At 67.8% G+C, this 15,310-nt stretch carries 12 protein-coding genes; 2 read left to right on the top strand and 10 right to left on the bottom strand.

The annotated features are described in order from the left end of the window. Positions 1-86: 86 nt before the first annotated feature. On the top strand, positions 87-1,007 hold the full coding sequence (locus MOTC310_RS23995; protein ID WP_331303573.1) for a LysR family transcriptional regulator: 921 nt from the start codon (positions 87-89) through the stop codon (positions 1,005-1,007). A 243-nt stretch (positions 1,008-1,250) separates the two neighbouring features. Here MOTC310_RS23995 and xdhB read toward each other — a convergent pair whose 3' ends face one another. The 4 genes from xdhB to uraH form a co-directional block, all read right to left on the bottom strand. Beyond that, positions 1,251-3,599: a xanthine dehydrogenase molybdopterin binding subunit gene (gene xdhB, locus MOTC310_RS23990; RefSeq protein WP_331303572.1), complete on the bottom strand. Its 2,349-nt coding sequence runs from the start codon at positions 3,597-3,599 to the stop codon at positions 1,251-1,253. A 21-nt stretch (positions 3,600-3,620) separates the two neighbouring features. Then, complete coding sequence (xdhA, locus tag MOTC310_RS23985; protein ID WP_331303571.1) at positions 3,621-5,153, bottom strand: xanthine dehydrogenase small subunit; 1,533 nt, start codon at positions 5,151-5,153, stop codon at positions 3,621-3,623. A 265-nt stretch (positions 5,154-5,418) separates the two neighbouring features. Further along, positions 5,419-6,561, bottom strand: a complete 1,143-nt coding sequence (locus MOTC310_RS23980; RefSeq protein WP_331303570.1) for an MFS transporter — start codon at positions 6,559-6,561, stop codon at positions 5,419-5,421. Positions 6,562-6,719: 158 nt separating this feature from the next. Further along, complete coding sequence (uraH, locus tag MOTC310_RS23975) at positions 6,720-7,067, bottom strand: hydroxyisourate hydrolase (protein ID WP_331304100.1); 348 nt, start codon at positions 7,065-7,067, stop codon at positions 6,720-6,722. A 208-nt stretch (positions 7,068-7,275) separates the two neighbouring features. Here uraH and puuE point away from each other — a divergent pair, with 208 nt between their 5' ends. After that, positions 7,276-8,712 carry an allantoinase PuuE gene (gene puuE, locus MOTC310_RS23970; protein WP_331303569.1) on the top strand — a complete coding sequence of 479 codons (1,437 nt, stop codon included), beginning with the start codon at positions 7,276-7,278 and terminating at the stop codon, positions 8,710-8,712. A gap of 233 nt (positions 8,713-8,945) precedes the next feature. Here puuE and MOTC310_RS23965 read toward each other — a convergent pair whose 3' ends face one another. From MOTC310_RS23965 to MOTC310_RS23940, 6 genes are all read right to left on the bottom strand, one after another. Continuing rightward, on the bottom strand, positions 8,946-9,458 hold the full coding sequence (locus MOTC310_RS23965; protein ID WP_331303568.1) for an ureidoglycolate lyase: 513 nt from the start codon (positions 9,456-9,458) through the stop codon (positions 8,946-8,948). After that, positions 9,455-10,294, bottom strand: a complete 840-nt coding sequence (locus MOTC310_RS23960) for a bifunctional allantoicase/(S)-ureidoglycine aminohydrolase (protein WP_331303567.1) — start codon at positions 10,292-10,294, stop codon at positions 9,455-9,457. The genes MOTC310_RS23965 and MOTC310_RS23960 overlap by 4 nt, the downstream gene beginning before the upstream one ends. 61 nt (positions 10,295-10,355) lie before the next feature. Further along, the gene (locus MOTC310_RS23955; protein WP_331303566.1) at positions 10,356-11,588 is read right to left on the bottom strand and encodes a urate hydroxylase PuuD; all 1,233 of its coding nucleotides are present in this window, start codon (positions 11,586-11,588) and stop codon (positions 10,356-10,358) included. A gap of 212 nt (positions 11,589-11,800) precedes the next feature. Further along, positions 11,801-12,730 carry a LysR family transcriptional regulator gene (locus tag MOTC310_RS23950; protein ID WP_331303565.1) on the bottom strand — a complete coding sequence of 310 codons (930 nt, stop codon included), beginning with the start codon at positions 12,728-12,730 and terminating at the stop codon, positions 11,801-11,803. A gap of 159 nt (positions 12,731-12,889) precedes the next feature. Next, the gene (locus MOTC310_RS23945; protein WP_331303564.1) at positions 12,890-14,515 is read right to left on the bottom strand and encodes a catalase; all 1,626 of its coding nucleotides are present in this window, start codon (positions 14,513-14,515) and stop codon (positions 12,890-12,892) included. A gap of 153 nt (positions 14,516-14,668) precedes the next feature. Continuing rightward, a complete protein-coding gene (locus MOTC310_RS23940; protein ID WP_331303563.1) occupies positions 14,669-15,298 on the bottom strand; it encodes a glutathione S-transferase family protein in 630 nt (209 codons plus the stop codon). Positions 15,299-15,310: the final 12 nt, after the last annotated feature.

The raw sequence follows: 15,310 nt of genomic DNA, 5'->3' as shown, positions 1-15,310 counted from the left end.
CAGCTCGATGGGGAACCTGACGCCTCCCGGCGTTGATCTCAAACTGCAAATTTCGCATAACGCGTTCGAAAAAAACGGACACTTCGATGTACGCTTTTTCGCGTTTCATGCGGTATTTCGTCGAGGTCGCCGAACAAGGCTCCATCCGCAGGGCCTCGGAGACGCTCAACGTGTCCGCGTCGGCGATCAACCGACAGATCCTCCTCGTGGAGGAGGAACTCGGCGTCCCGCTTTTCGAAAGGCTCCCGGGCGGGCTGCGCATGACCGCGGCCGGGGAATTGATGTTGGGCTCGGGACGACGCTGGGCCAAGGATTTCGATCGGCTCAACGGCCAGATCTCGGATCTTGTGGGCCTCAGGGCCGGCCATGTCAGGATTGCCACGATCGACGCCTTGAGCCGGGGCTTCCTTCCCGACGTCGTGCGCGACATCAAGGCCGACCATCCCGACCTTTTGGTGGAGGTCTCGATCCTCGAGAACGACAACGTTCAGACCTGTATCGAGGATGCGAGGGCAGACTTCGGTCTCATGATTAACCCACGCCCGACGCGTGACACAGGTATCCGCGCCCAACGCCCCATCGATCTCGGTTTCGTGACCCCGCCGCGACATCCCTTGAGCCGGCGGGCGGGGGCGAGGTTCAGCAGTTGCATCGAGTACCCGATCGTCGCGCCGACCCCACCGTTGGCGCTGTCGAAGGAAGTTGATTTCCTGCAGGTTTCGACGGGGGTCAGGTTCGCGGCGACCGCGGCTTCGGACAACATACAGATGCTGAAGTCCCTGATAGCTTCCGGCGTCGGCGTCGGCATCTTGACGTATCTCGACGTCATGGCCGAGGTGAGGACGGGCGAACTGGCGTTCACCCCGATCGTCGACAGACCGATGCGCGAGATGCACCTCGCCCTCTGGGTCCTGCCCTCGCGACAACTGTCGCGGGCGGCCACGATCGCCCTCCGCCGGGTCGAGCAAGCCCTGAACGAACGGGCGTTCGGTCACCCGCCCGATTAGGGGCTTGCCCTCGACGGCAACGACGCCCCGTTCGGGACGCGGCCCGGCCAGGGATCCGCGTCGCTCATCCTCCGGATCGGGACGGGCAGTGTCGCCGAGCGGACGGGTAGGTCGCTCGCGGACGCAAGACCCCGCTTGACGAGGACGTCGCTGGCGTCACCCGGACGGATCCACGGCAGGTCCAGGAATGGTTCGTCGGGGCTTGCCGGTCGACGACCTCTCGCGTCCGTCCGGGCCGTACCGTTAGCGGTCGCGCGTGCCGGAGGCCCGCACGGACTGGACCCCCGCCAGGATGGCCTCCGGCGTCGCCGGAGCGCGCAGTTCCGGATCGGCTCCCAGGCCGCCGGCCGCGCACACGGCGTCGCGTATCGCCAGCCAGACGGAGAACCCGAGCAGCATCGGTGGTTCGCCCACCGCCTTCGAGCGGAAGATGCTGTCCTTGACGTTGTCGTTCAGGAACAACCGCGTCCTGAACTCCGCGGGCACGTCGTTCGCCGTGGGAATCTTGTAGGTGCTCGGGGCGTGGGTAAGGAGCTTCCCGCTTCCCGGATGCCAGACGAGTTCCTCGCTCGTCACCCAGCCCATGCTCTGCACGAAGCCGCCCTCGACCTGGCCGACGTCCAGGGCCGGGTTCAAGGAGCGTCCCGCGTCGTGGAGGATATCGGCACGGACCAAGCGCCACTCGCCCGTAAGGGTATCCACGAGGACCTCGCTTACGGCCGCGCCGTAAGCATAGTAGTAGAAAGGATTGCCCGTCATCGTGACGCGGTCCCAGCTGAGCCCCGGCGTCGCGTAGAAGCCGTCCGACCATAACTGGATGCGGGCGACGTAGGCCTTGGCCACGATCTCCTCGAACCGCACGAGCGTCCCGTTGGCGCTCACCGTGCCGTCTACGAAAGCGACGTCCTCAGCGCGCCCTCCGTACGTTTCCGCTGCGAGGGCCGCGAGGCGCGCCCTGATCTGGCGGGCCGCAGCCTGGGCAGCCTTACCGTTCAGGTCGGCTCCGGTCGAGGCGGCCGTGGCCGAGGTGTTGGCGATCTTCTGCGTATCGGTCGCGGTGGAGCGGACGCGTTCGAAGCGTACGCCAAGCTCCTCCGCGACCACCTGGGCGATCTTGGTATTTAGGCCCTGGCCCATCTCCGTCCCGCCGTGGTTCACGATGATGGAACCGTCCGTGTAGACATGGACGAGGGCGCCGGCCTGGTTCAGGTGAGTCAGGTTGAAGGAGATCCCGAACTTGCAAGGGCTGAGCGCCAGTCCCTTCTTGATGACGGGGCTCGCAGCATTGAACGCCGCGATCCGTTCCCGCCGCTCCCGGTAATCGCTGGACGCGATGAGCTCGTCCGTCAGGCCATGGATCACGTTGTCCTCGATCCGTTGCCCGTACGGCGTCGTGTCGCCTTCGAAACCGTAGAAGTTGGCCTGCCGGACCGCGAGCGGCTCCAATCCGAGATGACGGGCGACCCGATCCATGACGACCTCGATCGCGAAGGCCCCCTGCGGCCCGCCGAAGCCGCGGAACGCGGTGTTGCTCTGGGTGTTGGTCCGCGCGCAGAAGCCGTGGATCGCCACGTTGGGAAGCCAGTACGCATTGTCGAAGTGACAGATGGCGCGGGTCATGACAGGTCCCGACAGGTCGGTCGAGAAGCCGCAGTTCGCGATCATCGTGATCTCGGCTGCCAATATGCGCCCGGCGTCGTCGAACCCGACTTCGTAGTCGTACTCGAACCCATGCCTGCGACCGGTTATCATGAAGTCGTCGTCGCGATCGAGCCTGAGCTTGACCGGTCGTCCCAGCTTGGAGGCCGCCACCGCCGCCACGCACACGTGAAGTCCGGACTGCGATTCCTTGCCGCCGAACCCTCCGCCCATGCGGCGGCATTCGACTTGGACAAGGTTAGCCGCCACACCAAGGGCGTGGGAGGCCATGAGTTGCATCTCCGAGGGATGCTGGGTGGAGCAATGGATCTTCATCCCGCCGTCGTCCTGCGGGATGGCGTAAGCGATCTGACCCTCGAGGTAGAACTGCTCCTGCCCTCCAAGGACCATGGAGCCCTTCAGCCGGTGACGAGCGGCGGCCATCGCCTCCGCCGGCTCCCCGCGGGTGAGGTGCATCGGCGGCAGGATGTACTGCTCCCGCGCGTGGGCGTCTCGCGCGGTGACGACCGCCTCGAGCGGTTCGATGGTCAAGACCCGGGAGGCGGTCGCCGCGGCCTTCCGTGCCAGGCGGCGATCGCTGGCCACGACCGCGAAGACCGGCTGTCCGAGGTACTGGACTGTGTCCCGCGCGAGGATGGGATCGTCGTGGACCACGGGCCCGCAATCGTTCACGCCGGGGATGTCGGCCGCCGTGAGCACTGATACGACGCCCGGCATGTCCCGGAGCGCCTCGATGTCCAGCGCCTTGATGGTGCCGTGGGCGACGGGCGAGAGGCCGAGGGCCACGTGAAGGGTCCGATCGATCTCCGGGATGTCGTCCGTGTAATAGGCGCGGCCGGCGACATGCAGGTGGGCGGACTCGTGAGCCCGCGACACTCCGACCTGACCTGTGGCCGCCTTCGCGAAGTCCTCGGTTCCGACATGCTTGTTCATCGTCGCCTCCCCCTGTCCGCCTTAACCGCGCAGCGTCGCGAAAACGCTCGTCCGCGCAGCCGGAAGGGGCGATAACGCCCCACTGCGTGTCTCGAGCCAGAACCGCTCCAAGAGGTTGGATGCGACGAGCTTCCTGTAGTCGGCGCTCGCCCGCAGGTCAGTCATCGGCTTGAACTCCGACCGAAGCGCCTCTTGGGCGGCCCGCAGTGCGTCCTCGGACCAATCCCCGTCCACCGCGGCGGCCTCGGCGGCCGATGCCCGCCGCACCGTCGCGGCCATGCCGCCGTAGGCGAAGCGGGCGCCCTCGACCTTGCCGTCGGGCCCACGCTCGATCGCCAGGGCGGCGCAGACCGCCGAAATGTCTGAGTCATACCGCTTCGAGACCTTGTAGACCCGAACCTCCTGGCCGGGGACCGGCAGCGGGACGTCGATCCGTTCGACGAACTCGCCCGGGCGCAGCTCGTTCTTCATGTAGTCGAGGTAGAAACGGTCGAGGGCTATCCGCCGGCGTTCGGGGCCACGGCGAAGCACGAGTTCGGCTCCGAGCGCCATCAGCGTCGGCGGCCCGTCCCCGATGGGAGATCCGTTCGCGACGTTCCCACCTATCGTGCCGGCGTGCCGGACTGGTGGCGAGGCGAACCGAAGGTGGACCTCGCTCAAGCTCGGCCAATGCGACACGAGCGCCTTGAAGGCGTCCTCGAGGGGCGTGGCCGCCCCGATCCGCAGAACTCCATCCACTTCCTCGACGCGCCTCAACTCGGGGACCGCGCCGATGTAGAGAACATCCCCGATCTCGCGCATCTGCTTGTTCACCCACAGGCCGATGTCGGTCGCGCCGGCTAGCAGGCGCGCCTCCGGCTCCGCTGCCCTTCTCTCGGCGAATTCCTCGAGGGTGCGGGGCGCCCAAAAACGGGCGCCGCGCCCCTCGTAGCGGACCGTCTCGCCCGCGAGCGAACGAAGGGCACGCTCGATCGGCAAAGTGTCGATCCGGCATTCGGGCAAGTCGAACATCCGGCTTCCGGCCTCGAGTATGGGCCGATACCCCGTGCACCGGCAAAGGTTGCCCGCGAGGTCGTCGGACAACTCGGCGCGGGTCGGCCGGGTACCTGCCTCGCAATGCCGCTCGTAGGTCGCGGCGAGCGTCATGATGAATCCGGGGGTGCAGAACCCGCATTGCGAGCCATGGCAATCGATCATCGCCTGCTGAACCGGGTGAGGGGCGTCGGTGCCAGCGAGCGCCAAGTCCTCGACTGTCAGCAGGGCGCAGCCGTCGAGAGTCGGGAGGAACCGGATGCAGGCGTTGACCGGTCTGATCGACAGGCCGCCCACCAGCACGGCCCCGCTTTTCCCGGCGCCCGACGGGAGATCCGGGGGCGCAAGCTCGGCGACCAGCACCGTGCAGGCGCCGCAATCGCCCTCGGCGCAACCTTCCTTGGTGCCTTTCCGCCGGGCCTTCTCTCGGAGCCAGTCCAGGACGGTCGCCGTCGGCTCCGCATCCTGCACCTCTACGATCCGACCGTCATGGTAGAAACGAATGGGTGACGTCACTGGCATCGGGACGGACTCCTGAGGCTGCGGCCGGCTTCAGGACGCCGATCGAGCCCGCGGCGTCGCCTGGGTCCGGGCCTGTCCCCGTGCTCCTGAACGACCGCTCCCAGGCCCGGCGTGTTTGGGGCGGCCGTCCGGGAGGTCCCGCGGCGCCGATCCGGTCGCGCCTGACCATCCGTCAATTTAGCATCGTTCCACGGCGTGTCCCATCCCGAAATCTGTACTCGCCGTACGAGGTATTGGACACCTGCTCCCGGAGCGCCGGGATGCATCAGTGGCTGCGCGCGCGCCACGCAGCGTGGAGAAACGCCGGCATCGGGATGAGCCCGCCGACGAGGGCGGCGAAGTGCCATCCCCCGGTCGCATACAGCCAAGCCCCCAGGGCCGAGCCCAACGCGCCGCCAGTGAAATAGGCCGCCATGAAGGCGCCGTTGACGCGACCGTGTGCGTCCTCCCGCGACGACAGGACATCCCTCTGCGCGAGCACCGCGTGAATCGTCAGGCCGATGCAAAGGACCAACGAGGAGCAAGTGAGCGCCGCAACGGAATCGGCGAACGCTGGGACGGGCGCTCCCGCGAACAGGAGCGCGGCGACGACGGCCGCGAGCGCGCCCGCCGTGATCGGTCCGCGCAGGTCACGATCCGGGACGCGCCCGGACAGGAAGGCGGCAACGACGCTCGCCGTGCCGGTCAGCGAGAACGCGGCAACGCCGATCTGAGACATGTGGAAGCGATCGGTCAGGTGCAGCGGCACGATAGTCCAAAAGAGGCTGAAGGCCGCGAACGCGCTCGCGTGGTGGAGCGAGCGGCGTCGCAGCACGGGATCCGCGACCAGGAGGCGGCCCATGGCGCCGACCGTCGAGAGGTAGTCGTCGCCGGCGCCGGGGCGGCGGATGGGCAGCGTCCGGACCATCAGCAGGGCGAGCGCGAGCATCGCGGCGGCGGCCAGGAGGAAGACGGCCCGCCATCCCAAAGCCTCGGCGACCGCGCCCGCGAAGGCGCGCGAGAGCATCACTCCGACCAGGAGCGCGCTGGTTAGCGTGCCGACGACCTGCCCGCGCCGCCCCTCCGAACTCGTGCTCACCGCGATGAGGAGCAGCACCTGGACGACCACCGACGCCAGCCCCAGGCCAAGGGCGGCCCCGAGGAACAGCCCCGCCCCCCCTAGGGTGGCCATTGCGGCCGAGAGCGCGCAGGCGCAGAACAGGGCGCCGGCGAGCCGTCGGTTCTCGACCAGGTCGCACAGCGGCAACAGCAGGACCAACCCGAGCGCGTAGCCGATCTGCGGCGCCATCGCGATCAACCCCGCCGACTCCGCCGGAAGATCCAGGGAGGCGCGAATGGGCTCTACCAGTGGTTGGCTGTAGTAGATGTTGGCGGCGGCTAGGCCGCAGCCCAAGGCGGGCAGCGCCAAGGGCGCCCCGCCGGAAGCTCGACTCCGGACACCTGCCGACGGCGGTCGTACGGGATCCACCGCGTCGTCGCACATTGGGCCGGCTCCGGGGTCGAACGGTTGCAGGGGTCGCCGGCGCGCGGCCGGACGCGCTACGCCAGGGGATCGGGCGCGAGGCCTCAGCTTCCGCGGTACGTGCTGTAGCCGAAGGGAGCGACCAGAAGGGGGACGTGGAGATGGGTCACCTCGGCCGTCGCGACGAACCTGATCGGGACGATATCTAGGAATCCCCCGTGCTTGGTCGGGCGTCGAGCGAAGTAGGCCCCGATATCGAACTGGATCTCGTAGGGGCCCGCCGTGAACTCCTCGCCGGACAGCAGGGGGCGGTCGCAGCGGCCGTCGGCATTGGTGACGGCCGTCGCGACCACCTCGGACCGCCCGCCGTCCAACCGGCACACACGTAACCCGACGCCGGCGGCGGGCCGGCCGTCGCTCAGGTCGAGGACGTGGGTGGTCAGGCGCCGCATCGCCGCAGTCTCGATCGCCGATTGTGTCACGCTTGGCCTCCGGTACTCGCCGCCGCTCCTTGCCGACGTGGTCGGCGGTCCCCTTCATGCTCGCGGTTCCCACCCGGGAGCCATACGCCGTTTTCGGGAGGTGCTTCGGACGAGGTCGTCAACCGCCGCGTCGTTCCGAACGCTATGGTGGGGCTTCAATCCTCGTAGAAGGTCCGCCATGCACACCTCCCGCGACATGATCGGCTACGGGCGCACTCCGCCGCAGGCCGGATGGCCGGGCGGTGCGCGCTTGGCCTTGCAGATCGTCCTCAACTACGAAGAAGGAGGCGAGAACTGCATCCTTCACGGCGACGATGCATCCGAGGCGTTCCTGTCGGAGATCGTAGGGGCCCAGCCCTGGCCGGGCCAGCGTCACATGAGCATGGAGTCGATCTACGAGTACGGATCGCGCGCCGGGTTCTGGCGCCTCTGGCGGCTGTTCACCGGGCGTGGGATCCCCGTCACCGTCTTCGGCGTGGCCACGGCCCTGCGTCGCAACCCGGAGGCGGTCGCGGCCATGAAGGAAGCCGATTGGGAGATTGCCTGCCACGGACTCAAGTGGATCGACTATCGGGACCATACCCGCCAAGCCGAGGCCGAACAGATGGATGAGGCCGTGCGCATGCATGCCGAGGTCACGGGGCTCCCCCCGGCGGGCTGGTACACGGGACGATCGTCGGTCAACACCCTGGAACTCGCGATCGAGCGGGGATTCGAATACCTGTCGGATTCCTATGCGGACGACCTGCCTTACTGGCTGCACGGCGCCGCGGGCACGGGTCTCGTCGTCCCCTATACCCTCGACGCCAACGACATGCGCTTCGCCACGATCCAGGGCTTCAACTGTGGCGACCAGTTCTTCGCTTACCTGCGCGACACCTTCGACATCCTCTACGCCGAAGGCACGACCGCCCCGAAGATGATGTCGGTCGGGCTGCATTGCCGGCTTGCCGGTAGACCGGGGCGTATCGCGGCGCTCGCCCGATTCCTGGACCACGTAGCCGCTCACGAGGGCGTGTGGACGACGCGGCGGATCGACATCGCGCGCCATTGGCGCGCGCACCATTCCGTCACCCCGGTCGTTCCCAGCCGTATGGGCAAGGACCAATTCGTCGCGCGGTTCGGCGACGTATTCGAGGACACGCCGGAGATCGCTGCCCGGGCTTGGCAGAACGGGTTGACGTCCCGCGAGGATACCGTGGACGGCATGCACGCGGCGTTGGTGCGGGTGATGCGCGCGCTTCCGCGCGGTCGTCGCCTCGCCCTCGTGAACGCCCACCCGGAGCTTGCCGGCCGGCTCGCACAGGCCGGCAAGCTCTCCGTCGCCTCCACTTCGGAACAGGGCGGCGCTGGGCTCGGTGCCCTGTCGCCGGCGGACATCGCTAGGTTCGGTGAACTGAACGACGCCTACCGCCAACGCTTCGACATGCCCTTCATCCTGGCGATCAGGGGGTTGGGTCGCGAGGAGATCCTGGCGTCCTTCGAGACCCGCCTTCGGAACGACAAGGAGCAGGAGTTGGAGGAGGCGCAGCGGCAGATCGAGCGCATCGCGCTCCTGCGGCTGAGGGACTTGCTCCCCCCCGCGGCGGATGCCTCCCCCGACCGGGCAGGCTAGGAGGAAGTCCCGGATCGCCGGCTCCCGTCGGGATGCGGGGGGCCGGCGGCTGGCAACGGGCGACGTCCTGGCGCCGGACGTGCCGAATCGCGAGGCGTCCGGCCTTCACGGGAGGCCCGGGCCACGCTCACCCCACCCGATCCGATCGGACGTGTCGTCGAGGCGGCGCGTCGGTCCGCGTCGCCTCGGGTCGGGATACCGGGTCCGGACGAAGCCATGGGCCGGCCTTCGCTTCAGGAGTCCGAAGGAGGCATCCGGACCGTCCAGGGCTCGGCGAAGAAACGCTCCTCCAGGTTGATGGCCGGCCCGTCCCTGTCGACCACGAGGTATCCTTGCCGCTCGCCGATGGGGGCGAGGATCCCATGCCAAACCCCCGCCCGATAGCTCACGCCTTGGCCCGGCGCGGTCACGAAAGCCTGCGGTCGGCCCGGCTCGCCACACTCGTCGGGGCAGACGACAACCAGGAGCGTGCCGTCGCCCAGCGGCATGAAGGCCTGCGACCCGAGGGGGTGACGTTCGACCATCGTCACCCGGACGGGGTGGGCGACGGGCTTGGAGACGGCGATGCTGAGGATGATCCTCGCGTCCGGACCGCTCGCTTCGGCTGCGGCGAGGGCGTGGTGCCGGACCGCCCGGTCCCCGTTCATGGGCCTGGCGTCCCGTCCCCCGACGTCCAGCACTTCCCCGAACGGGGCGAACGCCTCTCGCGTGAGGGCGGACGCCACGAGGATTCGATCGCCGCTCATCGGCGTTCGATCCCGAACGCCTCGAACGAGGCGTGACGGTTCATGTCCTTGTAGAGGAGGTACCGGAACGGGCCGGGACCGCCGGCGTAGCAGGCCTGCGGGCAGAACGCCCGGAGCCACATGAAGTCGCCCGCCTCGACCTCGACCCAATCGCGGTTGAGGCGGTACACGCCCTTGCCCTCCAGCACGAACAATCCGTGCTCCATGACGTGCGTCTCCTCGAAGGGTATGGAGGCGCCGGCCTGGAACGTGACGATGTTGACGTGCATGTCATGTCGCAGGTCGTCAGGATCGACGAAACGCGTGGTTGCCCAACGGCCGTCCGTCCCGCGCATCTCGTTCGGAGCCACCGCGGCGTCCGAGGTGAAGATCGCGTCCGGGACCGCCAATCCCTCGAGCCGTTCGTAGCGCTTGCGGATCCAGTGGTAGCGTGCGGGCGCGTCCCCGGGGTTGCGAATCGTCCACCCGGCCCCCGGCGGGAGGTAGGCGTATCCCCCGACCTGCAAGTGGTGGTCCGTCCCCTCGAGCGTGACCGCCAACTCCCCCGCCACGACGAACAGGACCCCCTCGACGTCGGCGCGGGGCTCCGGCCGGTCGCTGCCGCCGCCGGGCGTGGTCTCCATCAGGTACTGGGAGAACGTCTCGGAAAACCCGGTCATCGGCCTCGCGAGGATCCAGGCCCTGGTGCCGTCCCAAAAGGGCAGGGGACTGGCCACGATGTCGGTCATCACCCCCTTCGGGATGAAGGCGTAGGCCTCCGTGAAGACCGCCCGGCCCGTATGCAGGACGGATTGATCCGGGAGCCCCCCGGCGGGTCCGTGATACCGGTCTGTCATCGAGCTCTACCTCCTTGTTGGACGATCGACGGTTTCGGGCCGAGCGTACGGACGGCGGCGCTCATCGCCGGTCCGTGCGCGCCCAGGCGGCCAGGACGTCGCGTTCCTCGTCCGTGATGCCGGTCAGGTTGTTGGGAGGCATGTTGTGCGTGTCGACCGCTTGGTACCGGATCGCCGCGACCTGCCGCGCGATCGCGGCGGCGTCGTCGAGATGCACGCCCTTCGGGGCGATGGCGATCCCGTCCCACAGGGGCTCCGAAGCATGGCACATCGAGCACCGCGAGAGGACGATGCCGACGACCTCCTCCGGGGGGGAGGCGGAAGCGAGCTCCAGCCGCGGATGGGTTCCGGCCGACGCCGTATCCAGGATGCGGCGACCGAGCGGGGAGGTCGAGAGGGCGAGCGCGAAGGCACCGGCCAGCACGGCCGCGGCCGCGCCCCAGGCCCACCAGGGGGAGCGCTCGTGGTCGGCGTGCCTGACGTTGTAGAAATAGCGGACGAGGGCCCCGGCCACCGTCGCCAGCGCCACGATGAGCGGCAGGGTCTCCTTCCCGGCGAACAGGAACGGGTAGTGGTTCGAGATCATCAGCAGGATGACAGGCAGCGTCAGGTAGTTGTTCTGCGCCGAACGCTGCTTGGCCTGCTTGCCGAGCGCCGGGTCCGGCGGGCGATGGTCCAACAGCGCGGCCACCACCTTCCGTTGGTTAGGGATGATCACCAGGAAGACGTTGCCGGCCATCCAGGTGGCCATCAGCGCGCCGGTGTGGATCAGCGCGCCGCGCGCGCTGAAGACGTTCGCGAAACCGTAAGCGGCGAGCGTCACGAACGCCAAGCCCACGATCGCGAGGGTGCCTTCGTTGCGCCCGAGGGGGGATCGGCAGGTCAGGTCGTAGACCAGCCAGCCCGCCGCCAGGGCGCCGACGCCGATGCCGCTCGCCACGGCCGGGGATATGTCGCGCACCGCGGGGTCGATCAGGTATAGGCTCGCCTGCGCATAGTAGATCCACGCGATGAGGACGAAACCGGACAGCCACGTGGAATAAGACTGCCATTTGTGCCACGTTAAGTGGGGGTCCAAGTGTCCCGGCGCTACGAAATACTTCCGCATCTCGTAGAATCCGCCGCCGTGGACTTGCCAAGCCGCCGCGCCCTCCGAGGCCGGGATCTCCGCCGTCTTCCGCAGCGACGCGTCGAGATGCATGAAGAAGAACGACGAGCCTATCCATGCCATCGCCGCCACGATGTGAAGCCATCGCAGCAGCAGGCTGCCGCACTCCCAGAGAAAGTCGATCATGTGGGTCCCCAAGACTGGCGATCGATGTGCATGCCGCGAACTTAGCTCCCGGCGCGCCGGCGCGCGCCGATGCGTTTCGCCATCACCTTCCGAAATTTTAGCGAGACGGCGCCCCGGCGCCCGGCGACGGACGTAGTGTCGTCCGGTCGAGCGTCGGAGATCACCGACGCGGATGCTTCCCAAGCGGCGCCTCGTCTCGGTTCGACGACACGTCAGGAAGATCGTCGACCGATCAGGTCGAGTTCCCCTTCGACATAATTCCGGATCTCCTCGGTGGCCATGGAGATGAACGTCTTGGCCCGGTTGGGAAGGAGCTTCCTCGATCGGTAGAGGATTCCCAGGGTCACCGACTCGGGTTGCACTCCCGGGAGGATCTCGACCAGCCTGCCCGAAGCCAGGTGAGAGGCGACCTCGAACAGCGGCTTCACGACGATGCCTTGGCCGGCCAGGGCCCATTCCGTGAGGACGGCTCCGTCGTCGGTATCCAACGGGCCCGAGACGGGCAGCGTCATGGTCTCGTCAGCGCTTCGAAGGGTCCATCGGAACTGCTCGGCTCCCGGGAAGCGGAGCAGGAGGCACGAGTGATGGAGCAAGTCGGCCGGCTTCTCGAGGAGCGGACCTGCCGCGAGGTAGTCCGGCGCGGCGCACAGCACGCGCTCCACATGCGCGATCTTCCTGAGGGTGAAGCTCGAATCCGGCATCACGGACAGCCGGATGGCGATGTCGATCGCCTCTTCGACGAGGTCGACGAAGCGATCCGACATCCGTAGATGCACCGTCGTTTCCGAATGGCGCTGGCGGAACCGCGGTATCAAGGGCGCGACGACGCGGCTTCCGATCAGGCTCGGCGACGCCACCCTGAGGACGCCGCGGGGGCTCGCCCCGGACGTCTCCACGCTCTTCTCGGCGGCCTCAACCGCGGCCATGACATCGACGCAGCTTTCGTAGAACTGGCGTCCGGCGTCCGTGAGGTTCATGCGCCGGGTGGTCCGCGTCAGGAGCAGACATCCGAGATGCTGCTCGAGGCTTTGGACCCGGTAGCTCACGACGGACGCCGAGAGCCGCATGTTCCGCCCCGCGGCGGAGAAGCTGCCGGCGTCCGCCGCCCGCATGAAGGTGCGGATGCTGTCGAGGGAGATCAACGTCTTGAGTCCACGTACGGATTCGCGGATCGCGAGGCCGCGTCGTGCGTCGGCCCCCGGCTTCGACTGCTACGGTAACACCACGCGGTTGGAACGACACCGCGTCGGCGACGCGTGGATCGGGGACCGGGCGCACCGCTGTTCCGCGCCCGAAACGCTTCACGCCTCGAGTCGATCGCCGTCCAAGGGTGGCAAGCCTTCGAGGTTCGCGTTGATCATGGGCGTACCCGCCGAATAGGTTTCGGCCTGCAGGCGCTTGCCCGGCCCGGCGCGACCCGGCAGCGGCGGCAGGGCCTTGGCCTTCTCCAGATCGATGCCCGCACCCTCGGCGACGCGACGGCCGTAATCCTCGTCGGCGTGCCAGAAGTGCCAGACCATCCGCAGCTGGATCGGCTCCGGGCACTGCTTCATGTCGCCCACGAGGTTGGCGATCAGGTCGTCGCGCTCCCAATCCTGGAACGAGCGGTACCGGACGCCGGCCTGGGTGTAGTCGTCCTCGGTGCGCGAGGTCTGGTAGCGGCCGAGACGGCCCTCCACCGGCTGGTGGTAGTCCTTGGCGGGCTTGGGCGCCTCGCGGAGCCCCTCGGCCAGGGTCGAGGGCTCGTAGTTGATGTGCTTGTTCGGTCCGGTGCCGTCGACACCGTAGGTCATCTGGCCGTCCCGCTGGTTCGAGTAGACCTTCACGCCGGGCTGCGGCGCGTTGATCGGCAGCTGGAGGTAGTTGGCGCCGACGCGGTAGCGCTGCGTGTCCGAGTAGGACAGCGTCCGACCCTGGAGCATCTTGTCGTCCGAGAAGTCGATGCCGTCGACCAGCACACCCGTGCCGAAGGCCGACTGCTCGACCTCGGCGAAGAAGTTGTCCGGCACGCGGTCGAGTACCATGCGACCCACCGGCAGCAGCGGGAACCGGTCCACCGGCCACAGCTTCGTGTCGTCCAGCGGGTCGAACGACAGGTGGTCGTTCGGGCCGTCCGGCATGATCTGGACGCAGAACTCCCACTCGGGGAAATTGCCAGCCTTGATGTTGTCGTACAGGTCGCGGGTCGCGTGGCCGACATCCTTGCCCTGGATCTCGGCCGCCTGCGCCGAGGTCAGGTTGCGCACGCCCTGCTTCGGCTCCCAGTGGAACTTGCAGAGCACGGCCTCACCCTGGTCGTTGACCAGCTTGTAGGTGTTGACGCCCGAGCCTTCCATCTCGCGGTAGTTGGCCGGGATGCCCCACGGCGACTTCAGGTGCGTCACCATGTGGATGGCTTCGGGGTGCTGGGCCACGAAGTCGAAGAAGCGCCACGCCTCCTGGCGGTTCGTCACCGGATCCGGCTTGAACGCGTGGATCATGTCGGGGAACTTGATCGCGTCGCGGATGAAGAAGACCTTGAGGTTGTTGCCCACGAGGTCCCAGTTGCCGTCGACGGTCTTGAACTTGACCGCGAAGCCGCGCGGGTCCCGCTCCGTCTCCGGGCTCTCCTTGGCGCCGGCGACCGTCGAGAAGCGCACGAACATCGGCGTCTTCACGCCGGTCTCGTTCAGCACGCGGGCGCGGGTGTACTTGGAGGCCGGCTCGTCGCCGATCTTGCCGTAGGCCTCGAACCAGCCGTGGGCGCCGGCGCCGCGGGCGTGGACGACGCGCTCCGGGATGCGCTCGCGGTCGAAGTGGGTGATCTTCTCGATGAACTGGTAGTTCTCGAGCGTCGCGGGACCGCGCTCACCGACCGTGCGGGTGCTCTGGTTGTCGCGGACCGGGTGGCCCTGGCGGGTGGTCAGGATATTCATCATGTCCGGCATCAAAGGTTCCTCGGCCCGCTGTTCGCAGCGAGATCGTCCGTCGTTTGGGAAACGTCGACGACTGGCCCTACCCCCACGTTCTAGCCAGCCCCGGCTGAGCGAAAATGGGGACGCGGGCGGCGACCGTAACGGTATCCGCCCGCGTTCGATTGGCTACCTAATGGCGCTGATGCCAGGCATGGGAGAGAAGCCTGGCACCGACACCATCGTCTTCAGCCAACGTCCGACCGCCTTGTAGGGGGTCAGGTCGATGGCACCGTCCCCTGCAACCGCCACCTGCGCGAAGACCGCCACGTCGGCGATGGTTGGCGAGTTCCCGACGATCCAGGCGGATCCGTCGAACTCGCGATCGGTCAGGTGGTCGTCGAGGGCCGTGATCTGCTCCCGGGCCCCCGAGCGGGCCCGGTCGACATCCAGCGGCTTGCCCAGCATGCTGTGCTGGCGCGCCGCGCCGATCGTCCCGTCGAGCTCGGTCGCGAAGGTGAGCCATTGCTGCACCGCAGCGCACGAAGCGGCATCCGCATCCGGATACCAAGCTGCACCAGCGTCGCCTTGCCGTTTCGCCAGGTAGACGAGAATGGCATGGGCGTCCTGAAGCACGACCCCTCCATCGGATAGGACAGGAATCTTGCCGAGGGGGCTGACGGCCAGGAATTCGGGCGACCGATGTTCCTCGCCGGGGAAGACGTTCACGGGGATCGTCTGCAACTCGATCCCAAGGCATCCGGCGAGCAGCCTGACCTTATAGCAGTCGCTCGACAGCACGTAGTCGTACAGTTTCATCGTGCGCGTCCA

The organism is Methylobacterium oryzae, from assembly GCF_036441375.1.
Lineage (GTDB): Bacteria > Pseudomonadota > Alphaproteobacteria > Rhizobiales > Beijerinckiaceae > Methylobacterium > Methylobacterium oryzae_A.
The sequence above is the reverse complement of the archived record's forward strand: the minus strand, read 5'-3'. Positions and strand labels throughout refer to the sequence as shown.